Origin of the sequence: Salinicola lusitanus (genome assembly GCF_038648475.1) — a bacterium.
In the GTDB taxonomy this organism is placed as follows: domain Bacteria; phylum Pseudomonadota; class Gammaproteobacteria; order Pseudomonadales; family Halomonadaceae; genus Salinicola; species Salinicola lusitanus.
Genome location: NZ_CP151919.1, coordinates 4155310 through 4178808, shown reverse-complemented (window position 1 = coordinate 4178808; position 23499 = coordinate 4155310). Strand labels below are relative to the sequence as shown.

Below are 23499 nucleotides of genomic sequence, written 5' to 3'. Positions count from 1 at the left end.
GCTGCCCGCGGTTCAGAGCCCGGCAGTGTCACGAATCAGCTGGAACAGCTTGCGGGAGCTGGCGGGCGGCTTGTTCCGCGCTCTCTCGCTTCGGGCGTTGCGGATCAACTGGCGCAGCGCTTGGCGGTCGACATGGGGATGCGTTTCGATGAAGGGTTCCAGGGCGGCATCGTCCTCGATGAGCTGGTCGCGAAGCCGTTCGAGACGGTGGAACGCGGCGTTGCGCTGGACGTGCTCCTGGTCGATCTCCTCGAAGGCGGCCCGGATCGCCTCGCGGTCCTCCTTGCGCATGATCTTGCCGACGTACTGCATGTGGCGACGGCGTCCTTCGTGGGAGCGGATGCGACCGGTCTCCTCGACGGCAGCGAGCATTTCGTCGGAGAGCGGCAGCCGCGCGCGCACGGCGGGGTCCAGTGCGATGATGCGCTCGCCGAGTGCCTGCAGCTCCTGCATCTCCCGCTTGATCTGGCTCTTGCTGGGAGGTGCGTCGTGATCGAAAGCCGTATCGTTGTCCGAATCGTTAGCCATGGTTTACCCAATGCGTCGAGTGAGGGCCGTAGTATATCAGCGCGACCCGCCTCGCCAACGCTTCTTGTCAGCCAGGCGTGGATACATAGCGCCCCGCCCAAGGCCCGAATTGATCCAGGCTCCGTTCGATCGGCGTGTCCGATGAGCGGAGTTTCAAGCATCAGGAGTCTCAGATGAGTCAAGCTTTCAACGCCGAGGCACAGCAATCGCGCCTCGAGGAGCGCGCCGGCATGGCGCTGGAACTCGCCAGGCAACTTGGCGCAGACGCCTGCGAAGTCGGTGCCAGCGTCGACCAGGGGTTGGGCGTGAGCGTGCGCCTGGGCGAGATCGAAACGGTGGAGCTCTCTCGCGATCAAGGTATCGCGGTCACCGTCTACGTGGGCAACCGCAAGGGCAATGCTTCCTCCTCGGACGCCGGGGACGCCTCGATTCGGGCGGTGGTCGAGAAGGCGATCTCGATCGCGCGCTACACCGGCGAGGACCCGGCTTCGGGGCTCGCCGACGCAGCGCTCATGGCGACCGAGCTGCCGGATCTCGACCTCCATCACCCGTGGGCGCTGAGCACCGATCAGGCGGTCGAGCTGGCGCTGCGCTGCGAAAGCGCGGGCCGTGATCAAGCTGGCATCACCAACTCCGAAGGTGCCAGCCTCTCTTCCTCGGAAGTGGTCACGGTCTATGCCAACAGCCATGGCTTTCTGGGCAGCAAGCGCGGCACTCGCCACTCCCTTTCCTGCCTGCTGATCGGCGGTAGCGGCGACGGCATGCAGCGCGATCACGATTTCACCACGGCGCGCAAGGCCAGTGATCTGGCGACTCCGGAGTCGGTGGGTGTCAGCGCTGCCGAGCGGACCCTGAGCCGGCTGGGCGGGCAGCGGCCCAAAACCGGCCGGTTCCCGGTGCTGCTGGCGCCGGACATGGCGCGCGGGTTGGTCGGCAACCTGCTCAACAGCATCGCCGGCGGGGCGCTCTATCGCGAATCGTCGTTTCTCTGCGACCAGCTCGGCGAGACGCTGTTCCCAGAGTGGTTCACCCTAGGTGAGCATCCGCGCGAGGTCGGTGGCATGGCGAGCGCCGCCTTCGATGGTGACGGCGTCGCCACCCGGGACAACGTCTTCATCGATCGCGGCAGGCTGGCGAGTTACATGCTGGCGGCCTACAGCGCTCGTCGGCTGGGCCTCCAGACCACCGGCAACGCCGGCGGGGCGCGCAATGTTCGGATTCAGGCGCCGACCTCTTCTCTTGAGCAGTTGATGCAGCAGATGGGCACGGGAGTGATGGTGACCGAGATGATGGGCCAGGGGCTCAATCCGGTAACCGGTGATTACTCGCGAGGCGCGGCGGGTTTCTGGGTAGAGAACGGCCGGATATCCCACCCGGTGGAGGAGTTCACCGTAGCCGGCAACCTGCGCGAGATGTTCTCCGGCCTCCAGGGCGTCGGCGACGACATCGATCGACGGGGAAGCATCCAGACCGGCAGCTGGTTGATCGACTCGATGACCATCGCGGGGCAGTAAGCGCGAGCTACGAGCTACGAGCCACGAGCCACGAGCTACGAGCCAACGAGCCACGAGCTACGAGCCACGAGCCACGAGCCACGAGCTACGAGCTACGAGCCACGAGCCACGAGCCACGAGCTACGAGCTACGAGCTACGAGCTACGAGCTACGAGCTACGAGCTACGAGCTACGAGCTACGAGCTACGAGCTACGAGCTACGAGCTACGAGCTACGAGCTACGAGCTACGAGCTACGAGCTACGAAAAAACCAGCGACGTTCGTCGCTGGTTTTTTCTTTACGGCGGACTGGATGCTGATTTTCGCGGCTCGCGGCTCGCGGCTCGCGGCTCGCGGCTTCAGGCGTCGAAGCGATCCTTGACATAGGTGATCTCGGTGCGGCCATGCGGGGCGGGAGCGCCATCCTCGCCGAGATTCACGAAGATCATCCTGTCGATCGTCAGGATGCTCTTGCGGGTTATCTTGTTGCGGACGTGGCACTCCAGGGTGATGGAGCTGGTGCCGAAGCGGGTGGCGGTGATGCCCAGCTCGATGATGTCGCCCTGCCGGGCACTGGAGACGAAGTTGATCTCGGAGATGTATTTCGTCACCACCTGGGCGTTGCCCAGCTGAATGATGGCGTAGATGGCCGCCTCCTCGTCGATCCAGCGCAACAGGCTGCCACCGAAGAGTGACCCGTTGGGGTTGAGATCCTCGGGCTTGATCCACTTGCGGGTGTGGAAGTTCATCTGCTGCTCCTTGGCTGGCGGGCGCTCGCGCCTTGGGGATACGTTGCCACGGTGTCGTTACAGATAGAACGCCGTCGCCAATCCGAGGAAGGCGACGAAGCCGACCACGTCGGTGATGGTCGTCAACAGCACGCCGCCGGACAGGGCCGGATCGATCTTGAACTTTTTCAGCATCACCGGGATCAGGGTGCCTGCGAGCGTGGCGACGGTCAGGTTGATGACCATCGCCATGGCGATGATCTCGCCGAGCCGAATGTCATCGAAGCGGAACACCGACATCGCGCCCACGACGACGGCCCAGATCAGTCCGTTGGTCATGCCGACGAGCAGTTCGCGAATCAGCAGCCAACGGACATTGGCGCCCGAGACGTGGCCCAGCGCAATACCCCGGATCAGGACGGTCAGGGTCTGGGAGCCGGCGATACCGCCCATGCTGGAAACGATCGGCATCAACACGGCCAGCGCGGCGATCTGCTGAATGGTGTCCTCGAAGAAACCGATGGCGATGGAGACGATCGTCGCCGCGACCAGGTTGATGCCGAGCCATACCGCACGGCGGCGGCTCGTCCTCAGCGCGGGGGCGAAGGTGTCTTCGTCCTCGTCGAGACCGGCCATGCTCATGACCTGGTGCTGGGCATCCTCCCGGATCACATCGACCACATCGTCGATGGTGATGCGGCCGAGCAGCTTGCCATCGATGCCGACGACCGGTGCCGAGATCAAGTCGTGCTTCTGGAACAGCGTCGCCACGTCGCTGTCCGAGGCGGTCGCCTGAATGGCGTGGAAGTCGGTCTGCATCACTTCGCGAACCAGGACCGAGACATCCGATACCAGCAGGCGGTTGATCGACAGGATCCCGATCAGCTCGTCGCGACGCGTGACCACCAGCAGGGTGTCGGTGGCATCCGGCAGGCGCTCGTGGCGACGCAGGTAGCGGAGAACGACATCCAGCGTGATATCCGGGCGGATGGTGATCGCATCCGGGTTCATCAGGCCGCCGGCGGTGTCTTCCGGATAGGAGAGCACCGCTTCGACGCGTTGACGCTCCTGCGCCTCCATGGACTGGAGGACTTCCTGAATGACGGTGTTGGGCAGCTGCTGGAGCAGGTCGGCGAGGTCGTCGACGTCGAGCCCCTCGGTCGCTGTCAGCAGCTCTTCCGCATCCATGCGGTTGAGGAATTCGAGCTGGACGTCGTCGCCCAGATACTGCAGCACGTCGCCGTGTAGCTCGGGGTCCAGCAAGCCCCACAGGATCTCGCGCTCCTTGGGCGGCGTGGATTCGAGCAGGTGGGCGACATCCACCGGCGCCAAGCCACGGTTGAGCATGCGCCGCGCCTGATCCAGCGCGCCGCTCTCGAGGGCTTGGTTGAGCTTGGCCAGCCGTGGCTGCAGTTTTTCGGGATTGTTGCTCATCCTGAACGGTCATCCTTGAACGACTGGCGATAGGGTGAGCATTCTACCATCGTCGAGGCGCATGACGAGGATGGAAAACGCTGTTCACAAATAAGGCGGGTTACTCGTCCTCGTGAAAACGAGCGTCGAACAGCCCGACGATGGCGTCCATGGCGATCTCCTCGTCTGCGCCTTCGGTAACGACCACCAGCTCGGTGCCACAAGGGGCGGCGAGCATCAGCAGCGACATGATGTTGGCGGCGTCTGCCTGGCGGTTACCGTGATAGATCGCGACGCGTACGTCGAAGGGTTGGCAGCACTGCACCAGCTTGGTGGCGGCACGGGCATGCAGCCCGCGGCGGTTGGTCAGGCGAAGTTCACGTGTCGGCATCGCGCTCTGGGGATCCTGCGTTTCCTGTTGGTGCCGATGGCTGCGCTGCTGAGTCGCTCGAGAGAGCGGTATGAATGCCCAGCTCACGATGGCGCAGTCGAATATCGGCGTCGTCGTGGTGAAAATGGCGTGCCAGTCGCTCGATCAGATAGACCGAGCGGTGTTGGCCGCCGGTACAGCCGATGGCGACCGTCAGGTAGCTGCGATGACTGGCCAGGTAGGATGGCAACCAGCGATCGAGCCAGCCATGGATATCCTCCGCCAGGGCATGGACATCGGGGTAAGACTCCAGGAACTCGATGATCGAGGCATCGCGGCCGTCGTAGGCGCGCAGCCCGGGGTCCCAGAACGGGTTGGGCAGGCAGCGGGCGTCGAACACCATGTCGGCGTCCAGCGGCACGCCCCGTTTGAAGCCGAACGACTCGAAGGTCAGGGTCAGGCGGCCGCCGGTATGCCTGGCCACCTGTTCGCCGATCCGGGCCCGGAGGTCGTGCACCGAGAGCCCCTGGGTGTCGATGACCAGGTCGGCCACGCGGCGAATCGGCGCGAGATAGCTTTGCTCGTGATCGATGGCCTCGGCCAGGGTCATGTCATTGCCGCGGGTCAGCGGGTGACGTCGGCGAGTGGCCGAGTAGCGCTCGAGCAGGATCTTGGCGTCGGCGGTGAGATAGACGACTTGAGTATCGATGCCTCGCTCGCGTACCGCCTCCAGCAGGATGGGGAAACGCTCCAGCGATTCCGGCAGGTTGCGTGCGTCGATGCTGACCGCCACGTTGGGGCGGGAGGGCGGCGCGCTGCGCAGCTCGTCGATCAGCGGTGCCAGCAGGTTGGCCGGGAGGTTGTCGATGGCATAGTAGCCAAGATCCTCGAGCGCCTGCAGTGCGATCGATTTCCCCGAGCCCGAGCGGCCGCTGATGATGACGAGTTGCATCGCTTATCCGTCGTCGCTGTCACGGTGATGGCGGATGGCATCGACGAGCGCGTCGTACAACGCCCGCTGCGAGTCGGCCTGACGCAACTGCTGCCGAACGCTGCTCTGATTCATGATGCCGGCAACTTCCGCCAGCAGCGACAGATGCGCATCATCCGCCTCTTCCGGCACCAGCAGCACGAAAACCAGATCCACCGGCTCGCCGTCGATGGCATCGAAGTCGATGGCGTCTTCCAGGCGCATGAATCCCGCGATCGGCCCTTTGCAATGCGGACTGCGGGCATGGGGGATGGCAACGCCGTTGCCGATCCCCGTGCTGCCCAGTCGCTCGCGACCGATCAGGCGGCTGAAGACCTCATGGCTATCCAGACTGGGTGTATTCTGGGCGATGAAGGTGCTGAAGAATTCCAGCAGACGTTTTTTGCTGCCCCCCGTGACCTCGAACAGAGTTCGCTCGGGGGGCAGAATGCTTTCCAGTGTCATCATCAGGCGTCAGCGGGCGCCTGCGCCTTGGGCGCGGGCTTGTGCCTTCTCTTTGTGTTTGACCAGTTGGCGGTCGAGTTTGTCGGCCAGTGAATCGATGGCGGCATACATGTCGGTGTCGCTGGCTTCGGCGTGTAGATCGCCGCCTGCTGCGTGCAGGGTACAGGCTGCCTGCTGGCGTTCCTTCTCGACACTCAGGGTGACCTGGACATTGGTGATGTTGTCGTAGTGACGCTCCAAACGAACGAGTTTCTCTCCGACGTAGTCCCGGAGGGCGTCGGTCAGCTCGACATGGTGGCCGGTAACGTTCACTTGCATGACACACTCCTGTTGCGGCAGATGGCACTTCTGATTGTAACCCTTTTCAGGGGACTGCAAAGGCATCGTGATCGATCTGATTCGGAATGGCGAGTCTTGACGGGTTTCGGAGCCCTGTATCAGGCCAGACGCTTGCGCTCGCTGGAGGACGGAATGCCCATGGCTTCGCGATATTTGGCCACGGTGCGTCTGGCCACACTGATATCGGACTGGGCCAGCAATTCGACCAGTTTGCTGTCCGACAGCGGCTTGCGAGGGGATTCGTCGCCAATGAATTTCTTGATGCGAGCGCGGATGGCGGTACTCGAATAGCTATCGCCTTCGCCGCCCTGGCCGCCGACCTGGCTCGAGAAAAAATATTTCAGCTCGAATACGCCGCGTGGCGTGTGAATGTACTTCTGGGTCGTGACGCGGGAGATCGTCGATTCATGCATGTCGACGCTGCGGGCGATATCGGCCAGGATCAGGGGTTTCATCGCTTCTTCACCGCGCTCGAGGAACCCGATCTGGCGCGACATGATCTCTCGGCCCACCTTGAGCAGGGTATCGTTGCGACTGGAGAGACTCTTGATCAGCCAGCGGGCTTCCTGCAGGTGCTGGCGCAGGAAGGTGTTGTCATCGCTCTTGTCTGCCCGCTTGATCAGGGCGGCGTAGTCGGGCTGAATGCGCAGGCGCGGCAGGGTTTCGGCATTGAGTTCGATACGCCAGCCATCGCGAGAGGGGGTGGCAACCAGATCGGGAACCACGTAATCGTCGTGACTGGTATCAAAGCGCTGCCCCGGGCGCGGCTCCAGCGTCCGGATCAGGGCGATGACGCTGTCGAGTTCGTTCTCCTCGAGGCGCAGGCGACGCTTGAGCAGTCGCCGGTCGTTGCCGGCCAGCGCCTCGAGGAACTGGCGCACCAGGCGCTTGGCCTGGGGTAGCAGCGGCGTGTCGTCGTCCAGCGTGCCGAGTTGAAGCAGCAGGCACTCGCGCAGATTGCGAGCGCCGACGCCGGTCGGATCGAACTGCTGCAGGCGCATGAGCATGTGCTCGAGATCGGCCATGCTGACGCTCTCCCTGCGCTGCTCGCGCAGACTCGTCGCCAGCTCGTCCAGCGAGCCCACCAGGTAGCCGTCGTCGTTGACGGCGTCGATCAGGCACTCCCCGAGCGCGCGCTCGCGCTCGTCGAAATCTCCCATGGCCAGTTGCCAGAGGAGATGATCCTGGAGGGTGGTCACGGCGGCGTTGCGGTCGAAGTCCGGCGCTTCTTCGCTGGCGCTGCCCGACGAGCTGGCATGGGCGTCCTGGTAGGTATCGCTCCAGTCGCTGTCGAGGGCCAGTTCGTCGGGAATGTCACTGGCCCACTCGTCTTCCGTGGCGTCCTGAGTTTCCTGCTCCGAGTAGGGCTCTTCCATCTCCAGCATGGGGTTGGATTCGAGCGCCTGCTGGATTTCCTGGCGGAGGTCGAGCGTCGACAGCTGGAGCAGTTGAATGGCCTGCTGGAGCTGAGGCGTCATGGTCAACTGCGTGCCGACCCTGAGTTGCAGCGAGGGCTTCATGGACATGGAGAAACGATCGTCACAATCAACGGTGGAAGGCTTACGTTACTGGCTGCGGTGACGAGATGCAACGTTTCATGCAAGAAACATGCCATCGGTGCGGATGCCTGGTATGGCTGCCGATGGCATGACGGGGGAGAGGCGACTACAGGCGAAACTCGTGGCCGAGATAGACCTCGCGGACGCGCTGGTTTTCGAGAATGGCCTGGGGCCGGCCCTCGGCGATGATCTGGCCGTCGCCGACGATGTAGGCATTATCGCAGATGTCGAGCGTCTCGCGCACGTTGTGATCGGTGATCAGGACGCCGATCTCGCGGTCGCGCAGCTGGCGGATGATGCTCTTGATGTCACCGACCGAGATGGGGTCGACACCGGCGAACGGTTCGTCGAGCAGCACGAAGGCCGGCTCGGTGGCCAGGGCACGGGCGATCTCGACCCGCCGCCGCTCGCCGCCGGACAGGCTCATGCCCAGGTTGTCGCGAATGTGATCGACGTGGAAGTCGCCGAGCAGCTGTTCCAGCCGCTCGCGTCGCCCGGCACGATCCAGGTCCTTGCGCGTCTCGAGGATGGCCATGATGTTGTCGGCAACGCTCAGCTTGCGGAAGATCGAGGCTTCCTGCGGCAGATAGCCGATACCGGCTCGCGCCCGGTCGTGCATCGGTGCGCGGCTGAGATCCATGTCGTCGATATGGACGCTGCCGGCATCGGACTTGACCAGGCCGACGATCATGTAGAAGGAGGTGGTCTTGCCGGCGCCATTCGGCCCCAGCAGGCCGACAATGCTGCCTTGCCGCAGCGTCAGGCTGAAGTCGTGGACGACTCGGCGTCCCTTGTAGCTCTTGGCAAGGTTGGCGGCCGTTAGCGTTTTCATGAATACGATCCTTGTGGCTGCGCGCCGGATATGGTGTCGGCGATCACGCCCCCACGCGGCGGCTCGAGGCCGTGCCGGGTCAGGGTTTGAGCGTTACTGGGACGAGTCACGCGGCGTGAGGGTCATGCGGACGCGGCCGTCACCGCTCCCGTCGCTGTTCTGGGCGGAACGGGCCTGGACGCGTCGCGAGTCGAGATAATACTCGACATAGGCACCGTCGAAGGTGTCGCCGGCCTGATGAAGCTCCGCGTTACCGATCAGTTCCACGCGTCGTTGGGCCGCGTGATAGACCACGGTATCGCCCCAGCCCTTGACGATCTCCTGGTCGGGGGACGGCTTCTGTTCGAGGTAGGCGCGCTCGCCGCCGCCGCCCTTGGCGGTGACCAGGCTGACCTGGCCGTTGTTGCCGCGCTGGATGTCGACGCGTGCGGCCTTGAGATGCATGCTGCCTTGCTGCAGGTCGACGCCACCCGTATAGACGGCGGTGCCCTGACGGTCGTCCAGCTCGAGTTGATCGGCGGCGATCTCGATCGGTGCACTGGCATCGCTTTCCAGCGCGATGGTTGGAAAACTGGTGAAACCCAGCGCGGTCAGCACCAGGAGTTGGCCGATTTCTCGCCTCATGATCCTTGATCCTCAGATTGCTGTGGCAGGCGCCCCTGCACGTTGTCGGTCAAACGCATACGATCTTCGTTGATCCAGGCATCGAAGCGATCCCCGCGCATGGTCTGATTATGCTGGCGCAACACGGAGGGTGTGTCACTCCAGGCGTGGGCCTCGCGGTTGTCGTAGTGCAGCGTCTGCGTTTCCAGGCTCCACGCCTGCTCTGGCTGAACCAGGCGGGCGTCGCCCTCTAGCGTCAACTGCTCTCCGCTGCGGCTCAGTTGCCCCGTCTGACTGGTCACCTGCCACTGGCGTTGCTGGTCGTCGGTCAGGTAGCCGTGGGGCGCCTCGGTGCGGATGATGTCGTCGGAGGGCGTGTGCACCAGGCGTGGCGTTTCCAGCCGCTGATAGGCGCGCCCCCGTTCGTCGAAGCGCGTCATGCTGGCATCCTCGAGATAGTAGTCGGGCTCGCCGACCGTATTGCCGATGACGGGCTCCTGACCGTTCTCGCCGCGCTGGTCCAGGTAGGTCAGACCGCCCCCCAGGACCAGCAACAGGACCAGCAGGCCGAGGCGGCGCCACCAGGGAGACTGGAATCTGACTGTCTTGGCCACGTTATCTCCTTGTGGTGAGTGTGGTGAGTGTGGTGATCGGGGCCCATGTCCGCCATCGGCTGGAGTGGGCTCGAGTCTCGGTGGAGCCGGCCTCGGCCGGGGTCTCAAATGACGCCGCTTCGCAGCAGATCATGCATGTGCAGGGCGCCGACGGGGGCGCCGTTCTCGACCACCGCCAGGGCGGTAATCCGATTATCCTCCATGATCCTCACGGCCTCCGCCGCCAGCATATCGGGCGAGGCCGTCTTGCCGCCGCGGGTCATGACGTCATCCACGCACAGCAGCGCGAAATCGCCGCGCTGGTCGAGGGTTCGGCGCAAATCGCCATCGGTATAGACACCGACCAGCATGCCGCGTTCATCGACGACGCAGGTAAACCCCATTCCCTTGAGAGTCATCTCCAGCAGCGCCTCTCGCAATGGGCTGCCGGTCGGTACGCTGGGGAGCCGGTGACCCTCGTGCATGAGATCCGCGACGCGCAGCAGCAGCCGCTTGCCAAGGGTGCCGCCAGGGTGCGACAGCGCGAAGTCCTCGGCGCTGAATCCCCGTGCTTCCAGCAGCGCCAGCGCCAGCGCATCTCCCATCGCCAGCGCGGCGGTGGTGGAGGAGGTCGGTGCCAGGTCGTGGGGACAGGCTTCGCGAGAGACGCCGACATCGATATGGACGTCGCTGTAGCGGGCCAGCGTGGAGCCGGGTCGTCCGGTGAGGCTGACCAGCGGCGCGCCGAGACGCTTGAACAGCGGAAGCAGGTCGGTGATCTCCTGAGTCTCGCCCGAATTGGAGAGGGCGATGACGACATCGTCGCCGGTGATCATGCCGAGATCGCCGTGACTGGCTTCGCCCGGATGGACGTAGAAAGAGGGCGAGCCGGTGCTGGCGAAGGTCGCTGCCAGCTTGCGTGCGATGTGCCCCGACTTGCCCATGCCGGTGACGATCAACCGGCCGCGACAGGCGAGCAGCAGCTTGCAGGCGTCATCGAAGCAGTCGTCGAGCTTCGCCACGAGCTCCCCGATGGCTTGTTGCTCCAGGGTCAAGGTGCGCCTGGCGCTGGCGCGGAAATCTAGCGCGGCGATGTCGCTCATGGTCTCGGCAATGGCTCCCCGATGGTGATGAAAGAGACGGAGAAATCGTTCATGGCCTCGGACTCCGTCTGACCGCTAGTGTGCGTCGGATGTCCGAAACGCCTGCAGTAACGGCAGTATACCTTTGATCGGTCGGTGATTCGTCCCTCCCACGCGGGTGATTTTCACCGCCCGAGAGTGATTGCTGGTCGCTGACGCCAAGGTTAGGATACAATGTTCGATAATTGATCTCATTAGCTTGGTGGATGCTGCATGGACGATCCGATTATGGTCGAGGTCAAGGATCTGCACTTCTCTCGCGGCAACACCGACATCTTCCGCGGTGTCGATCTGCAGATTCCGCTCGGCAAGATTACCGCCATCATGGGGCCCAGCGGGACCGGCAAGACGACCCTGCTGAAACTGATCGGCGGCCAGCTGGCGCCGGATCGTGGCCAGATCCTCATCGACGGCCAGGACGTACACAAGCTGTCCCGGCGCTCGCTCTTCAAGCTGCGTCGTCGAATGGGCATGCTGTTTCAGAGTGGCGCGCTGTTCTCGGATCTCGACGTTTTCGAGAATGTCGCCTTTCCGCTGCGCATCCATACCGAACTCCCGAATGCCATGATCCGCGACATCGTGCTGATGAAGCTCCAGGCAGTGGGTTTGCGTGGTGCCAGGCACCTGATGCCGTCGGAGCTGTCCGGCGGGATGGCCAGACGTGTGGCACTGGCGCGGGCGGTGGCGCTGGATCCGGACCTGGTGCTCTACGACGAACCGTTCGTGGGGCAGGACCCGATCTCGATGGGTGTGCTGGTGCAGCTGATCAAGAAGGTCAACCTGGCGCTGGGGTTGACGGCTATCGTGGTCTCTCACGATATCAAGGAGACGCTGTCGATTGCGGATTACGTCTATATCATCGCCGATGGGCTGGTCATGGCGCATGGCACGCCGCAGACGCTGGACGTCAACGACGACGCTCACGTGAAGCAGTTCGTGCATGGCGAGCCCGACGGTCCGGTACCGTTCCACTATCCTGCGCCGGACTTCTTCGATGACATCCTGGCGCCGGCGGGACAGTTCTCATGACGCGATATCTCACGGCGCTGGGCCGCGCCACGCTCGATACCCTGAGCTCGATAGGAAGAGCGGGGCTGTTCCTGGTCCAGTCGATCTTCTGCCTGCCCTCTCGCGAGGGGTTCCACCTCTGGCTTCGTCAGATGCACTTCGTCGGCGTGATGTCGGTGGCGATCGTACTGGTGTCCGGGCTGTTCATCGGCATGGTGCTGGCGCTGCAGGGGTTCACCATCCTGGTCGGGTTCGGCGCCGACGAGGCGCTGGGCCAGATGGTGGCGCTCTCCCTCGTCCGCGAGCTGGCACCGGTCGTGGCGGCGTTGCTGTTTGCCGGCCGTGCCGGCTCGGCGCTCACCGCCGAGATCGGTCTGATGAAAGCGACCGAGCAGCTCACCAGCATGGAGATGATCGGTGTCGATCCGTTGCGCCGGATCGTCGCGCCCCGGCTCTGGGCCGGCTTCGTCTCGCTGCCGATACTCACGGTGATCTTCGGTGTGGTCGGTATCTGGGGTGGTTATCTGGTCGGTGTCGAATGGCTTGGCGTCTACGCCGGCTCCTACTGGAGCAACATGCAGGACAGCGTCAATTTCTTCGATGATGTGCTCAACGGCATGGTCAAGAGTCTGGTGTTCGGGCTGGTCGTGACCTGGATTGCGGTATTCCAGGGTTATGACCTGATCCCCACCTCGGAAGGTATTTCGCGCGCGACCACCCGCACGGTGGTCTACGCCTCGTTGGCGGTATTGGGCCTCGATTTCGTGCTCACCGCGCTGATGTTTGGAGATCTCGGATGAAGCGCAACAGCTGGTTGGAACTGGGCGTCGGCATTTTTATGCTGGCAGGCATTCTCGGTCTGGTGTTTCTCGGGCTTCGGGTGAGCGGGCTGGGGGTGGGCGTCCCCAGTAACACTTTCACGTTGACCGCGAATTTTGCCAACATCGGCGGGCTGCGTCCCCAGGCCAAGGTCACCATGTCCGGGGTGCGCGTGGGGCAGGTCACCGACATCCAGCTCGACCCCAAGTGGTTCGATGCCAAGGTCACCATGGAGCTGGACTCGCAGTACGATGGCAAACTCTCCGATGACACCACGGCAGCCATCCTGACGTCCGGGCTGCTGGGCGAGCAGTATATCGGTCTGACCGTGGGGGGCGCGCCCGACATGCTCCATGACGGTGACGTCATTCACGATACCCAGCAGGCACTGGTGCTGGAGGATCTCATTCAACAGTTCGTGTCGAACATGGCCAAGTGAGCCGGAAGAACGTAATCGCAGACAAGGAGTCGATGATGAAAATGACCTTCGCACGTAACGCCTCGAGTGCTCCGGGGCGTGACACCGGGATGCGCGGTGTCTGGATGGCGGCGCTGACGATCGTCGCTATGTGTCTGGCGAGCATCGCCACCCCGGCCCAGGCCCAGCAGTCGCCAACCCAGGTGATCCAGCAGAGTGTCGACTCCCTGATGTCCGAGCTCGAGGGCAAGAAGGACTACTACGCCCAGCATGAGGGCGAGTTGGCCAAGCTCGTCGACACCAACATGGCGGAAGTGGCGGATTTCCGTTACATCGGCGCCAGCGTGATGGGGCGCTATTTCCGCGCCGCAACGCCGGAGCAGCGCTCACGGTTCGTCACGGTGTTCCGCAAGACCCTGATCGACACTTACGCCAAGGGGCTGGTCACCTTCGATTATCAGACACTGCGCGTGAAAGATAGCGAAGACGCGGGCCGTTACGACGATCAGGCCTCGGTGCCCATGGAGGTGATTTCCACCAATGGCCAGAGCTATCCGGTCAACTTCACACTGCGTCAGAGCGACGGCCAGTGGAAGGTGATCAACGTCATCGTCAACGGCATCAATCTGGGGCTGACGTTCCGCAACCAGTTCGATCAGGCGATGCGCGACAACAATCGGGACATCGATACCGTGATCAACAACTGGGCGCCGGCAGTCGGGACCGACGAGCTGGAGCAGGGCGGCGACGCGTGAGTGTCCTGCTGGAGCGCGAGGACGCCACGCTCGAGGTCGTCGACGGTAACGCGCTGACGATCCGTGGCGAAGCGGATTTCGACAGTGCCGGCCCGCTTGCTCAGGCGGGCCGGCACTGGCTGGCGGAGCTGCCGGCCCAAGCCGAGGTCTCCTTCGACCTGACGGGCGTGCAGGTGGCCAGCAGCGCCGTTCTCAGCGTGCTGTTGGTCTGGATGCGCAGCGTCAGCCGGCACTCGTTGAACCTCAGGCGCGTGGCGCTCTCCCTGCCGCTGCAGCGACTGGTGGACATCACCGAACTGGCGCCGCTGCTGGCGACTACCGAAACGACCTGTGTCGAGCCGGCCCCGGCGCGACACTGACCCCTCGAGGCGCCTCGCCGACCGCGATCGACTTGCGCCGTTTTTGCCCATCGCCAAGATCGCCAAGACGGGGCGCTTTCCGCTACCATGTGGCGCTTTCCCTGCGCATCCTGCGCAGCAGTCACAAGGGAGCCCGATGTCATGCAACCCAGCGATGTCAAAAGCCGCCTCGAAAGTCAGATCGACGGCTGTGAATTCCATATCCAGGGCGAAGGCTGCAACTTCCAGGTGATCGCCGTGGGCGACGTCTTCGATGGCATGAGTCCGGTCAAGCGTCAGCAGCTGATCTACGGCGCGCTGTCGGACGAGATCGCCTCCGGCGCACTCCACGCCATCAGCATCAAGACGTTCACTCCCGCCCAGTGGGAGTCGGCGCCGGAAAACCTCGGTGCCTGAGCTCCTGTCCGGCCTCTCGGGCCGGTCGTCTCTCTCGATTCTATAGCGAACCTTCATGGACAAGCTGATCATTACCGGTAACGGGCCGCTAGACGGCGAAGTCTGGGCCAGTGGTGCCAAGAACTCGGCGCTGCCGATACTGGCGGCGACGCTGCTCGCCGACGAACCCGTCACCATCGGCAACCTGCCGCATCTTCAGGACATCACCACGACACTCGAGCTGCTCGGCCGCATGGGCATCGAGCCGGTCATGGGCGAGAAAATGAGTATCCAGATCGATGGCTCGCAGGTGCGCGATTGTCATGCCCCCTACGAGCTGGTCAAGAAGATGCGCGCCTCGATCTTGGTGCTCGGGCCGCTGCTGGCCCACTTCGGCAAGGCCGACGTGTCGCTGCCCGGCGGCTGTGCCATCGGCTCCCGCCCGGTCGATCTGCACATCCGTGGGCTCGAGGCGATGGGCGCGGAGATCACCGTCGAAGGGGGGTACATTCGCGCCCGCGTCGATGGTCGTCTCAAGGGCGCCACGATCTTCTTCGATACCGTGACGGTGACCGGTACCGAGAACCTGCTGATGGCCGCCACGCTGGCCGAAGGGACCACGGTGCTGGAAAACGCCGCCCGTGAGCCGGAAGTCGTCGATCTGGCCGAGTGCCTGATCGCCATGGGCGCCAATATCCGCGGCCAGGGGACCGATACCATTACGGTCGAGGGCGTCGAGCGTCTCCATGGCTGTCACTACGACGTGATGCCGGACCGCATCGAAACCGGCACCTTCCTGGTCGCTGCCGCTGCCACCGGCGGGCGCGTGCGGGTGCGCAAGACACGGGCCGACATCATGGAGGCCGTGCTGGCCAAGCTCGAGGAGGCCGGCGCCACCCTGACCACGGGAGACGACTGGATCGAGCTCGACATGGGCGGACGCCGGCCCAGGGCCGTGAATCTGCGCACCGCGCCGTACCCGGCCTTCCCGACCGACATGCAGGCCCAGTTCGTGGCGCTGAACGCGGTAGCCGAGGGCACCGGCACGGTCGTCGAGACCATCTTCGAAAACCGCTTCATGCACGTGCAGGAGCTCAATCGGATGGGGGCGCATATCGCGCTCGAGGGCAACACCGCCGTGGTGACCGGCGTCGAGAAGCTGTCCGGCGCGCCGGTGATGGCGACCGACCTGCGGGCGTCGGCGAGCCTGGTGGTGGCGGCGATGGTGGCCCAGGGCGAGACGATGGTGGACCGGATCTACCATATCGATCGTGGCTACGAGTGTATCGAAGAGAAACTGCAGCTCCTGGGTGCGCGCATTCGTCGCGTGCCGGGCTAGCCGGGTGTAGAGATACCATGAGCAATCAACTGATCCTGGCGCTATCCAAGGGCCGTATCCTCGAAGAGACCTTGCCACTGCTGGCGGACGCGGGCATCACGCCGGCGGACGATTTCGGCAAGAGTCGCAAGCTGCTGTTCGACACCAATCTGCCCGACGTCAAGCTGGTGGTCATCCGGGCGGTGGACGTGCCGACCTATGTGCAACTGGGGGCAGCCGATCTCGGTGTCGCCGGCAAGGACGTACTGCTCGAGCACGGCGCCGAGGGGCTTTACGAGCCACTCGACCTGGGGATCTCGCGCTGCCGGCTGATGACGGCGGGTATCGTGGGCGCCCAGCCCGCGCGGGCCAGGCGTCGTGTGGCGACCAAGTTCGTCAACGTGGCGCGTCGTTACTACGCGGAGCAGGGCATCCAGGCCGAGGTGATCAAGCTGTACGGTGCGATGGAGCTGGCGCCGCTGATGAACCTGGCCGACGAGATCGTCGATATCGTCGACACCGGCAACACCCTGCGCGCCAACGGCATGGAACCCCGCGAGCTGATCGAGAGCATCAGCACCAGGCTGGTGGTCAACAAGGCGTCGATGACGATGAAGCACGAGCGACTCAAGCCGCTGATCGAGCGTCTGCGTCACGCGGTGAGCGCACGGACCGCCGCTTGAGCTGCGGCTCCGTGAGCGAGTCCTGGGCCGCATGAACGCCGTCGGCGGCGTCACGGTCGCGATCGCACGTAGAGAGAACCAATGATGAGCCAAACGACTACCATTGCCCGCCTCGCCACTCGGGACGCTGACTTCGACGCGCGCCTCGATGCGCTACTGGCCTGGGAAGGGGTTTCCGATCATGAAATCTCGGCCCGCGTCGCGGAGATCATCGACGCCGTTCGTCGGCGCGGCGATGCGGCGTTGATCGAATATACCAATCGCTTCGACCGGCTCGCCGCCACGGCCATGTCCGAACTGACGATCGGGGCCGAGCGTCTGGAGGCGGCGTTCGCGTCGATCCCTGCGGACCAGCGCGAGGCGCTGCAACACGCGGCGGAGCGTATTCGGAGCTATCACGAGCGCCAGAAGCCGGAATCCTGGCAGTACCATGAGTCGGACGGCACCATGCTGGGTCAGAAAGTGTCGGCGCTCGATCGCGTCGGCATCTACGTGCCGGGCGGCAAAGCGGCCTATCCCTCCTCGGTGCTGATGAATGCGCTGCCGGCCCATGTGGCCGGCGTGCGCGAGATCGTGATGGTCGTGCCGACGCCGGACGGCGTGGTCAATGAGCTGGTGCTGGCTGCTGCCCATCTCGCTGGCGTCGACCGGGTCTTCACGCTGGGCGGCGCCCAGGCCGTTGCCGCCCTGGCTTACGGTACCGAGAGCGTGCCCAGGGTCGACAAGATCGTCGGGCCCGGCAACATCTACGTGGCGACCGCCAAGCGGGCCGTCTTCGGTCAGGTCGGCATCGACATGATCGCCGGGCCCTCCGAGATACTGGTGGTTTCCGACGCCGGTACCGATCCGGACTGGCTGGCGATGGATCTGTTTTCCCAGGCCGAGCACGACGAAGATGCCCAGGCCATTCTGGTGGCCTGGGATGCCGGACACCTCGAGGCTGTCCTGGCTTCCATCGAGCGGCTGCTGCCGACCATGGAGCGGGAGGCGATCATTCGCGAGTCGCTGGCGAGGCGGGGAGCGCTGATCCTCTGTGAGGGGCCCGACCAGGCGGTCGAGCTGATCAACCGCATCGCGCCCGAACATCTGGAGCTGTCCGTGGAGTCCCCCGAGGAGATGGTGGAGGGCGTGCGTCACGCCGGTGCCATCTTCATGGGGCGCCACACGGCGGAGGTGCTCGGTGACTACTGCGCCGGCCCCAACCATGTGTTGCCGACCTCCGGTACGGCGCGTTTCTCCTCTCCGCTGGGTGTCTACGACTTCCAGAAGCGCTCGTCGCTGATCCAGTGTTCTCCAGCGGGCGCCGATACGCTGGGCCGGACCGCATCGGTCTTGGCGCGGGGAGAGTCCTTGACGGCCCACGCCCGCTCGGCGGAGAACCGCCTCAAGCGCTGAAGAGCGGGCATCGGATCGGGTCCGTGGAGAGAGACGATCGCCGCCCCTTGGGCGGCGATCGTCGTTGGGTGGCGGCTAGCGGGCGCCGGAATCGCCGTCGGCGCCGGGCGTCTCGGATGCGCCCGAATCCTGGGTGGCCTGGGCCCTTTTGGCTGCGTCGTCGTTGCCCTGGGTCGGTGGCGGGCGCTCGCCGACCTTCAGCGTCACCTGGCGTTTCTCGCCCCCCCGCACGATGGTCAATGGCAGCTCCGTGCCGGGGGGGATCTCGGCGATATCCACCTGGGTCTCCCGCGGATCGAGAATCGGCTTGCCGTCGATGGCGAGCAGGATGTCTCCGGGGCGCAGCCCGGCCTCGTCGCCGGGCCCGCCCGATACGACGTTGGCCACGATGACGCCGCTCAGGGTCTTGAGGCCGAACGACGACGCCAGGTCCGGCGTCATCTGTTGGGCGTCGATCCCCAGCCAGCCCCGGATGACGCGGCCCTGGGTCACGATGTCGTTCAGAATGCTGCGTGCCAGATTGGCAGGTATCGCGAAACCGATGCCCTGGGAGCCCCCGGAGCGGGAAAATATCGCCGTGTTGATGCCGATCAGCGAGCCGTTGGTGTCCACCAGCGCGCCGCCGGAGTTGCCCGGGTTGATCGCGGCATCGGTCTGAATGAAGTCCTCGTAGCGGCTGAGGCCGAGATGATCGCGTCCGGTCGCGCTGATGATCCCCATGGTCACCGTCTGGCCGACACCGAAGGGGTTGCCGATGGCCAGGGTGACGTCGCCAATGGCGATCTTCTCCGAATCGCTCAGCTTGATGACCGGCAGATTGTCGAGGTCGATCTTGAGGACCGCCAGATCGCTATCGGGGTCGGTGCCGATCACCTGGGCGATGGCTTCACGGCCATCGCGGAGGGCCACCTGGATCTCGTCCGCGTCGTTGATGACGTGATTGTTGGTGAGGATATAGCCCTCTTCGCTGACCACCACCCCCGAGCCGAGACTCGACAGCATGCGCTGGCGCTGCGGCACGTTCTTGCCATAGAACTGGCGGAAGAACGGGTCCGACATCAGCGGGTGCTGGCCGGTGTCGACGACGCGCGACGAATAGACGTTGACGACGGCCGGGGCGGCGCGATTGACAGCCTGGGAGTAGCTGACGGGCCCTTCCTGGCGATTGAGCGATGGCGCATCGATGACACCCGGCCGGGCGCGTTCCGAGGTCGCGGATTTGACGCTCGCCGTACCGGCTGACATATCGCTGGCGGTTCGGTCTCGACCCAGCAGCGACGGAAAGGCGTAGAGCAGGACGACGGCGATCAGAATGCCGCATAGGGCGGGCCACAGATAGGCGGCTAGGTGGCGGCGCATGTGCTGGGTCCTTAGACTGAAAATCTGAGCGACTTCGCCACATCTGGCAGCGCTGCAGTGATCGAGGCGGCCGTGGCTACGCCGATGGAGCCGGAGCGGGATCGATGAGAGTACGATACGCTCGATGGCGCGGTGCGCAGTGCCTGGCACGATGGCGGTACGGACTAAAAGTGTAACATTCACCAAGGCTTTGCGCTGGGAGACAGTATGATTTCGCGGCAGATTCTCCTGGAGGCGGTCGATACGGAGCTGGATATCGACGCGTTCAAGGATTACACCGTCAATGGATTGCAGGTCGAGGGGCGGGACCGGATCGAGCGTGTCCTGACCGGCGTCACGGCGTGCCAGGCGTTACTCGACGAGGCGGTGGCCTGGAACGCCGATGCCGTGCTGGTCCATCACGGCTATTTCTGGAAAAACGAGCCGGTCAGCGTGACCGGCATGAAGCATCGGCGTCTGGCTACCTTGTTGAGTAACGACATCAATCTGCTGGCTTACCACCTGCCGCTGGACGCCCACGTCTCGATGGGCAACAACGCTTGCCTGGGGCAGCGTCTGGGGTTCGAGGTGGAACGCTGTCTCGATGGAGAGCTGGGCCGGGGGCTGCTGTGGATGGGCGCGCCGCAAGCCGAGCTGGACAGTAGCGCCCTGGCGGGGCTCGTCGAGCGCGCTCTGGGTCGGACGCCAACCCTGATAGAGGGGGGTTCCGGCGTCATAAGACGGGTGGCCTGGTGTACGGGAGGCGCTCAGGACATGTTGCCAATGGCCGCCGAGGCGGGTGCCGATGCCTTCATCTCCGGTGAAATCTCCGAGCGCACCACGCACATGGCGAGAGAGATGGGGGTGACCTATCTGGCAGCAGGCCACCACGCCACCGAGCGCGATGGTATCCAGGCGCTCGGCAACTGGCTGGCGGAACGTTTCGGTATCGAGCACCGATTCGTGGACATCGACAATCCGGCTTGAGGGGAGGGGTGGCAGCCGCCGGAACCCGGTGGGCTCCGGCGGCCTTCGACCGTTCAGTAGCGGGGAGGCTGTGGAGCGGTGTCCTGCTGTTCGGTGGTTCTGCGCTGCCGGACGCCATAATCTTCGGCCAGCGTGCCGCCGGTACCGTCGGCGTAGTCGCGCGGCACCTGGGGCAGGTCGACCTCTTCGGCCTCTTCCTGACTGCCATGCAATCGACGTTTCAGCTTGAGATCGTCGACCAGCTTGTCCGCACCCTGGATCAGGTGCTGTTCGAGATCATGGCTCTGGCGCTGAATGCTCGAGGCCAGATCGGCGACTTTGGCGAAGTGATCGTTCAGCGCATCCTTGACCTGATTGAGCTCCAGCTCCGTCTCGGCCAGACGCTGACGCACTTTCTGGTTGCGGGCGACATTGGCGTTCAGCAGGTGGTAACAAAGGGCGCCGATACCGATGCCCGCCAGGAAGCAGGCGATTGCCAGGATCCAGTCGATATTGCTTTCGTTCACAGTGCGCTCCTCGTCGTCGTGCCCGGCACGACCTGTCTCAAAGACCCTTACTTAAGGTCGGTGCGGTGCCATTATATCGACCCGCTCGGCTCTCGGGTCAAACCTTGCCTGTCTGCCCGGCACTGTCAAGACTTTCGTCGGAGAGTATAATCCCGCCACTTGTTTCGAACCGAGGTCACGATACCGCCATGAGTTCATCCCATGCCGCGACGTCCCATCAAGGCGCCATGACGCCAATGTCGCGTTATCGCGCGGATCTGGAGCGCGATGACTTCAGTCACGACGCCGCGCAGGAAAACGCCGTCAAGCATCTGCAGCGTCTGTACGACGATCTGCAGCGGACCCCGGCGCCCAAGCCCTCCACGCCCGGAGAGTCCAAGCTCTCGAAGGTGGCGGGACTGTTCGGCAAGCGCAAGGCCGCCGAACCCGAGGCGCCCGCCAGGCCTGCGGTCATGGGGCTCTACTTCTGGGGCGGCGTCGGTCGTGGCAAGACCTACCTGGTCGACGTGTTCTACGAGTCGTTGCCTTTCGAGCGCAAGATGCGCACGCATTTCAACCGCTTCATGCAGCGAGTGCATCGCGAACTCGAGATCCACAAGGGGGAGAAGAACCCGTTGACCCAGATCGCGGCCACCTTCGCCAGCGAGGCTCGGGTCATCTGCTTCGATGAGTTCTACGTCAAGGACATCACCGATGCGATGATTCTCGGCAACTTGATGGAGGCGTTGTTCGCGCAGGGGGTCGTGCTGGTGGCGACCTCCAACATCGTGCCGGACGATCTCTACAAGGATGGCCTGCAGCGAGCGCGCTTCCTGCCGGCGATCGATCTGCTCAAGCGTCATTGCGAGGTGGTCAACGTCGATTCCGGGGTGGATTACCGCCTTCGCACCCTGGAGCAGGTGGAGATATTCCACTCGCCGCTCGACGCCGAGGCCGAGCAGCTGCTGGCGAAGAGCTTCCGCTCGGTTGCCGGCAGCGAAGGGCGCGAGAATGCCACGCTGGCGATCAACCACCGGGAGCTCAAGACCCGTCGTCTGCACGAGGGCGTGGTGTGGTTCGATTTCAAGGTGCTCTGCGATGGGCCTCGCAGCCAGAACGACTATATCGAGCTGTCGCGGGAATTCCATACCGTGCTGGTTTCCGACGTGCCGCGCATGGGGGCCGGAACCGACGATCAGGCGCGGCGGTTCATCAGCATGGTCGACGAGTTCTATGACCGCGCGGTCAAGCTGCTGCTCTCCGCCGAGACCGAGGTCGAGTCGCTTTACACCGGGGGCAATCTGAGCTTCGAGTTCGAGCGCACGCTGTCGCGCCTTCAGGAGATGCAGTCCCGGGACTACCTGGCGCTGGCGCACAAGCCCTGAATGGCGCGCGCCGCGGGCGAGCGCCAATGTCGCGACGATACTGGTCTTTCCTCGCACATTGTGCGCGTGTACAATGCGCGCTCTTCGATCCGTTGTCCTCCTGTCGGTAGTCGTTCATCGGCTTTCGATCGTGGTGGCAACCCAAGAAAAATAGGGATGGCCGAGAAGCCTGTGCTTCGACGCCCAAATACGCTTATTTGGTGAAACACTCATGAAGACGTTCAGTGCCAAGCCGCACACCGTGCAGCGCGACTGGTATGTCGTTGATGCTTCGGGCAAGACGCTCGGTCGTCTGGCGACGGAAATCGCGCGCCGCCTGCGTGGCAAACACAAGCCGGAATACACCCCGCACGTCGATACCGGCGATTACATCGTCGTCGTCAACGCCGAGAAGGTGCACGTCACCGGCAACAAGGCGCAAGCCAAGAACTACTACCGTCACACCGGTTACCCGGGCGGTCTGCGCACCATGTCGTTCGAGAAACTGATCGACCACGCGCCGGAGCGCATCATCGAAGGCGCCGTCAAGGGCATGCTGCCCAAGGGGCCGCTGGGTCGTGCCATGCACGCCAAGCTCAAGGTGTATGCCGGTACCGAGCATCCGCACGCCGCGCAGCAGCCGCAAGAACTGAACATCTGAGGGTAACCGTCATGGCACAACAGTATTACGGCACCGGGCGTCGCAAGACTTCTACCGCTCGCGTGTTTCTCAAGCCGGGCACCGGCAAGATCACCGTCAACGACCGCGAGCTGGGTGAGTTCTTCGGCCGCGTCACCGCACAGATGGTCGTGCGTCAGCCGCTGGAGCTGACCGAGACCACTGGCCAGTTCGACGTCTACGTCACGGTCAAGGGTGGCGGTGGCTCCGCTCAGGCCGGCGCGATTCGCCACGGCATCACGCGCGCGCTGATGGAGTACAACGAAGAGCTGCGCCGTCCGCTGCGTGCGGCGGGTTACGTGACCCGTGACGCTCGTGAAGTCGAGCGTAAGAAAGTGGGTCTGCGCAAAGCACGTCGTCGTCCGCAGTTCTCCAAGCGCTGATCCCACGGGATTCGCATCTGCGCACAGCGCCCGGCTTATCCAGTCGGGCGTTTTGCTGTTGGTACGTGGTGCAGGGGTGTTGTGGCTCTCCGTGGCGA

General features: G+C 64.0%; 28 protein-coding genes. 14 read left to right on the top strand and 14 right to left on the bottom strand.

Annotated features, from left to right (window positions below; genetic code table 11):
* Positions 1-12: 12 nt before the first annotated feature.
* On the bottom strand, positions 13-528 hold the full coding sequence (gene yjgA, locus AAGT95_RS18920; RefSeq protein ID WP_342594774.1) for a ribosome biogenesis factor YjgA: 516 nt from the start codon (positions 526-528) through the stop codon (positions 13-15).
* Positions 529-701: 173 nt separating this feature from the next.
* Here yjgA and pmbA point away from each other — a divergent pair, with 173 nt between their 5' ends.
* Entirely contained in the window at positions 702-2042 is a 1341-nt protein-coding gene (pmbA, locus tag AAGT95_RS18915; RefSeq protein WP_342594773.1) for a metalloprotease PmbA, read from the top strand.
* A gap of 338 nt (positions 2043-2380) precedes the next feature.
* Here pmbA and AAGT95_RS18910 read toward each other — a convergent pair whose 3' ends face one another.
* From AAGT95_RS18910 to AAGT95_RS18860, 11 genes are all read right to left on the bottom strand, one after another.
* Positions 2381-2770 carry an acyl-CoA thioesterase gene (locus AAGT95_RS18910; protein WP_110709821.1) on the bottom strand — a complete coding sequence of 130 codons (390 nt, stop codon included), beginning with the start codon at positions 2768-2770 and terminating at the stop codon, positions 2381-2383.
* A 57-nt stretch (positions 2771-2827) separates the two neighbouring features.
* The gene (mgtE, locus tag AAGT95_RS18905) at positions 2828-4183 is read right to left on the bottom strand and encodes a magnesium transporter (protein WP_110602318.1); all 1356 of its coding nucleotides are present in this window, start codon (positions 4181-4183) and stop codon (positions 2828-2830) included.
* A gap of 100 nt (positions 4184-4283) precedes the next feature.
* Positions 4284-4553 carry an HPr family phosphocarrier protein gene (locus AAGT95_RS18900; RefSeq protein ID WP_110602320.1) on the bottom strand — a complete coding sequence of 90 codons (270 nt, stop codon included), beginning with the start codon at positions 4551-4553 and terminating at the stop codon, positions 4284-4286.
* Positions 4540-5484, bottom strand: a complete 945-nt coding sequence (gene rapZ, locus AAGT95_RS18895; protein WP_110602322.1) for an RNase adapter RapZ — start codon at positions 5482-5484, stop codon at positions 4540-4542. Before rapZ ends, AAGT95_RS18900 begins: the two co-directional genes overlap by 14 nt.
* A gap of 3 nt (positions 5485-5487) precedes the next feature.
* Positions 5488-5967, bottom strand: coding sequence for a PTS IIA-like nitrogen regulatory protein PtsN (gene ptsN / locus AAGT95_RS18890; RefSeq protein WP_110602385.1), 480 nt, complete (start codon positions 5965-5967; stop codon positions 5488-5490).
* A gap of 9 nt (positions 5968-5976) precedes the next feature.
* Positions 5977-6285, bottom strand: coding sequence for a ribosome hibernation-promoting factor, HPF/YfiA family (gene hpf / locus AAGT95_RS18885; RefSeq protein ID WP_071232900.1), 309 nt, complete (start codon positions 6283-6285; stop codon positions 5977-5979).
* Positions 6286-6404: 119 nt separating this feature from the next.
* A complete protein-coding gene (locus tag AAGT95_RS18880) occupies positions 6405-7832 on the bottom strand; it encodes an RNA polymerase factor sigma-54 (protein WP_110602324.1) in 1428 nt (475 codons plus the stop codon).
* A 139-nt stretch (positions 7833-7971) separates the two neighbouring features.
* Positions 7972-8697 carry an LPS export ABC transporter ATP-binding protein gene (gene lptB / locus AAGT95_RS18875; protein ID WP_110602325.1) on the bottom strand — a complete coding sequence of 242 codons (726 nt, stop codon included), beginning with the start codon at positions 8695-8697 and terminating at the stop codon, positions 7972-7974.
* Between the two features lie 93 nt (positions 8698-8790).
* Positions 8791-9321, bottom strand: coding sequence for a lipopolysaccharide transport periplasmic protein LptA (gene lptA, locus AAGT95_RS18870; RefSeq protein WP_110602327.1), 531 nt, complete (start codon positions 9319-9321; stop codon positions 8791-8793).
* Positions 9318-9914, bottom strand: coding sequence for an LPS export ABC transporter periplasmic protein LptC (gene lptC, locus AAGT95_RS18865; protein WP_110602328.1), 597 nt, complete (start codon positions 9912-9914; stop codon positions 9318-9320). The genes lptA and lptC overlap by 4 nt, the downstream gene beginning before the upstream one ends.
* A gap of 104 nt (positions 9915-10018) precedes the next feature.
* On the bottom strand, positions 10019-10996 hold the full coding sequence (locus AAGT95_RS18860) for a KpsF/GutQ family sugar-phosphate isomerase (RefSeq protein ID WP_342594772.1): 978 nt from the start codon (positions 10994-10996) through the stop codon (positions 10019-10021).
* 252 nt (positions 10997-11248) lie between these two features.
* On the opposite strand from AAGT95_RS18860, the gene AAGT95_RS18855 reads away from it, so the two are divergent.
* The 9 genes from AAGT95_RS18855 to hisD all read left to right on the top strand — a co-directional run bounded on the left by AAGT95_RS18855 (position 11249) and on the right by hisD (position 18165).
* On the top strand, positions 11249-12064 hold the full coding sequence (locus tag AAGT95_RS18855) for an ATP-binding cassette domain-containing protein (protein WP_342594771.1): 816 nt from the start codon (positions 11249-11251) through the stop codon (positions 12062-12064).
* Positions 12061-12843, top strand: a complete 783-nt coding sequence (mlaE, locus tag AAGT95_RS18850) for a lipid asymmetry maintenance ABC transporter permease subunit MlaE (protein ID WP_110602334.1) — start codon at positions 12061-12063, stop codon at positions 12841-12843. The genes AAGT95_RS18855 and mlaE overlap by 4 nt, the downstream gene beginning before the upstream one ends.
* On the top strand, positions 12840-13301 hold the full coding sequence (gene mlaD, locus AAGT95_RS18845; RefSeq protein ID WP_110602336.1) for an outer membrane lipid asymmetry maintenance protein MlaD: 462 nt from the start codon (positions 12840-12842) through the stop codon (positions 13299-13301). The genes mlaE and mlaD overlap by 4 nt, the downstream gene beginning before the upstream one ends.
* Positions 13302-13342: 41 nt before the next feature.
* Positions 13343-14035: an MlaC/ttg2D family ABC transporter substrate-binding protein gene (locus AAGT95_RS18840; RefSeq protein ID WP_425353340.1), complete on the top strand. Its 693-nt coding sequence runs from the start codon at positions 13343-13345 to the stop codon at positions 14033-14035.
* Positions 14032-14394, top strand: coding sequence for an STAS domain-containing protein (locus tag AAGT95_RS18835; protein ID WP_110602338.1), 363 nt, complete (start codon positions 14032-14034; stop codon positions 14392-14394). Before AAGT95_RS18840 ends, AAGT95_RS18835 begins: the two co-directional genes overlap by 4 nt.
* 141 nt (positions 14395-14535) lie before the next feature.
* Entirely contained in the window at positions 14536-14790 is a 255-nt protein-coding gene (locus AAGT95_RS18830) for a BolA family protein (protein ID WP_110602339.1), read from the top strand.
* 55 nt (positions 14791-14845) lie between these two features.
* Positions 14846-16108: a UDP-N-acetylglucosamine 1-carboxyvinyltransferase gene (gene murA, locus AAGT95_RS18825; protein WP_110602340.1), complete on the top strand. Its 1263-nt coding sequence runs from the start codon at positions 14846-14848 to the stop codon at positions 16106-16108.
* Positions 16109-16125: 17 nt separating this feature from the next.
* A complete protein-coding gene (hisG, locus tag AAGT95_RS18820) occupies positions 16126-16770 on the top strand; it encodes an ATP phosphoribosyltransferase (protein ID WP_110602342.1) in 645 nt (214 codons plus the stop codon).
* Between the two features lie 84 nt (positions 16771-16854).
* Complete coding sequence (gene hisD, locus AAGT95_RS18815) at positions 16855-18165, top strand: histidinol dehydrogenase (protein WP_110602388.1); 1311 nt, start codon at positions 16855-16857, stop codon at positions 18163-18165.
* 75 nt (positions 18166-18240) lie between these two features.
* On the opposite strand, the gene AAGT95_RS18810 is transcribed toward hisD, so the two are convergent.
* On the bottom strand, positions 18241-19524 hold the full coding sequence (locus AAGT95_RS18810) for a Do family serine endopeptidase (RefSeq protein WP_110602344.1): 1284 nt from the start codon (positions 19522-19524) through the stop codon (positions 18241-18243).
* A gap of 207 nt (positions 19525-19731) precedes the next feature.
* Here AAGT95_RS18810 and AAGT95_RS18805 point away from each other — a divergent pair, with 207 nt between their 5' ends.
* Positions 19732-20490 carry a Nif3-like dinuclear metal center hexameric protein gene (locus AAGT95_RS18805; RefSeq protein ID WP_342594770.1) on the top strand — a complete coding sequence of 253 codons (759 nt, stop codon included), beginning with the start codon at positions 19732-19734 and terminating at the stop codon, positions 20488-20490.
* A 53-nt stretch (positions 20491-20543) separates the two neighbouring features.
* On the opposite strand, the gene AAGT95_RS18800 is transcribed toward AAGT95_RS18805, so the two are convergent.
* Positions 20544-20996, bottom strand: a complete 453-nt coding sequence (locus AAGT95_RS18800; protein WP_110709835.1) for a YhcB family protein — start codon at positions 20994-20996, stop codon at positions 20544-20546.
* Positions 20997-21184: 188 nt separating this feature from the next.
* Here AAGT95_RS18800 and zapE point away from each other — a divergent pair, with 188 nt between their 5' ends.
* The 3 genes from zapE (at position 21185) to rpsI (ending at position 23401) form a co-directional block, all read left to right on the top strand.
* The gene (zapE, locus tag AAGT95_RS18795) at positions 21185-22360 is read left to right on the top strand and encodes a cell division protein ZapE (protein WP_342594769.1); all 1176 of its coding nucleotides are present in this window, start codon (positions 21185-21187) and stop codon (positions 22358-22360) included.
* A 211-nt stretch (positions 22361-22571) separates the two neighbouring features.
* On the top strand, positions 22572-23000 hold the full coding sequence (rplM, locus tag AAGT95_RS18790; protein WP_110602351.1) for a 50S ribosomal protein L13: 429 nt from the start codon (positions 22572-22574) through the stop codon (positions 22998-23000).
* 11 nt (positions 23001-23011) lie between these two features.
* On the top strand, positions 23012-23401 hold the full coding sequence (gene rpsI, locus AAGT95_RS18785; protein WP_087717922.1) for a 30S ribosomal protein S9: 390 nt from the start codon (positions 23012-23014) through the stop codon (positions 23399-23401).
* Positions 23402-23499: the final 98 nt, after the last annotated feature.

What these genes read in the sequence shown, in the direction of transcription:
- yjgA (WP_342594774.1), bottom strand. Translation starts at nt 528, where the DNA reads ATGGCTAACGATTCGGACAACGATACGGCTTTCGATCACGACGCACCT.
- pmbA (WP_342594773.1), top strand. Translation starts at nt 702, where the DNA reads ATGAGTCAAGCTTTCAACGCCGAGGCACAGCAATCGCGCCTCGAGGAG.
- AAGT95_RS18910 (WP_110709821.1), bottom strand. Translation starts at nt 2,770, where the DNA reads ATGAACTTCCACACCCGCAAGTGGATCAAGCCCGAGGATCTCAACCCC.
- mgtE (WP_110602318.1), bottom strand. Translation starts at nt 4,183, where the DNA reads ATGAGCAACAATCCCGAAAAACTGCAGCCACGGCTGGCCAAGCTCAAC.
- AAGT95_RS18900 (WP_110602320.1), bottom strand. Translation starts at nt 4,553, where the DNA reads ATGCCGACACGTGAACTTCGCCTGACCAACCGCCGCGGGCTGCATGCC.
- rapZ (WP_110602322.1), bottom strand. Translation starts at nt 5,484, where the DNA reads ATGCAACTCGTCATCATCAGCGGCCGCTCGGGCTCGGGGAAATCGATC.
- ptsN (WP_110602385.1), bottom strand. Translation starts at nt 5,967, where the DNA reads ATGACACTGGAAAGCATTCTGCCCCCCGAGCGAACTCTGTTCGAGGTC.
- hpf (WP_071232900.1), bottom strand. Translation starts at nt 6,285, where the DNA reads ATGCAAGTGAACGTTACCGGCCACCATGTCGAGCTGACCGACGCCCTC.
- AAGT95_RS18880 (WP_110602324.1), bottom strand. Translation starts at nt 7,832, where the DNA reads ATGTCCATGAAGCCCTCGCTGCAACTCAGGGTCGGCACGCAGTTGACC.
- lptB (WP_110602325.1), bottom strand. Translation starts at nt 8,697, where the DNA reads ATGAAAACGCTAACGGCCGCCAACCTTGCCAAGAGCTACAAGGGACGC.
- lptA (WP_110602327.1), bottom strand. Translation starts at nt 9,321, where the DNA reads ATGAGGCGAGAAATCGGCCAACTCCTGGTGCTGACCGCGCTGGGTTTC.
- AAGT95_RS18860 (WP_342594772.1), bottom strand. Translation starts at nt 10,996, where the DNA reads ATGAGCGACATCGCCGCGCTAGATTTCCGCGCCAGCGCCAGGCGCACC.
- AAGT95_RS18855 (WP_342594771.1), top strand. Translation starts at nt 11,249, where the DNA reads ATGGACGATCCGATTATGGTCGAGGTCAAGGATCTGCACTTCTCTCGC.
- mlaE (WP_110602334.1), top strand. Translation starts at nt 12,061, where the DNA reads ATGACGCGATATCTCACGGCGCTGGGCCGCGCCACGCTCGATACCCTG.
- mlaD (WP_110602336.1), top strand. Translation starts at nt 12,840, where the DNA reads ATGAAGCGCAACAGCTGGTTGGAACTGGGCGTCGGCATTTTTATGCTG.
- AAGT95_RS18840 (WP_425353340.1), top strand. Translation starts at nt 13,343, where the DNA reads ATGACCTTCGCACGTAACGCCTCGAGTGCTCCGGGGCGTGACACCGGG.
- AAGT95_RS18830 (WP_110602339.1), top strand. Translation starts at nt 14,536, where the DNA reads ATGCAACCCAGCGATGTCAAAAGCCGCCTCGAAAGTCAGATCGACGGC.
- murA (WP_110602340.1), top strand. Translation starts at nt 14,846, where the DNA reads ATGGACAAGCTGATCATTACCGGTAACGGGCCGCTAGACGGCGAAGTC.
- hisG (WP_110602342.1), top strand. Translation starts at nt 16,126, where the DNA reads ATGAGCAATCAACTGATCCTGGCGCTATCCAAGGGCCGTATCCTCGAA.
- hisD (WP_110602388.1), top strand. Translation starts at nt 16,855, where the DNA reads ATGAGCCAAACGACTACCATTGCCCGCCTCGCCACTCGGGACGCTGAC.
- AAGT95_RS18810 (WP_110602344.1), bottom strand. Translation starts at nt 19,524, where the DNA reads ATGCGCCGCCACCTAGCCGCCTATCTGTGGCCCGCCCTATGCGGCATT.
- AAGT95_RS18805 (WP_342594770.1), top strand. Translation starts at nt 19,732, where the DNA reads ATGATTTCGCGGCAGATTCTCCTGGAGGCGGTCGATACGGAGCTGGAT.
- zapE (WP_342594769.1), top strand. Translation starts at nt 21,185, where the DNA reads ATGAGTTCATCCCATGCCGCGACGTCCCATCAAGGCGCCATGACGCCA.
- rplM (WP_110602351.1), top strand. Translation starts at nt 22,572, where the DNA reads ATGAAGACGTTCAGTGCCAAGCCGCACACCGTGCAGCGCGACTGGTAT.
- rpsI (WP_087717922.1), top strand. Translation starts at nt 23,012, where the DNA reads ATGGCACAACAGTATTACGGCACCGGGCGTCGCAAGACTTCTACCGCT.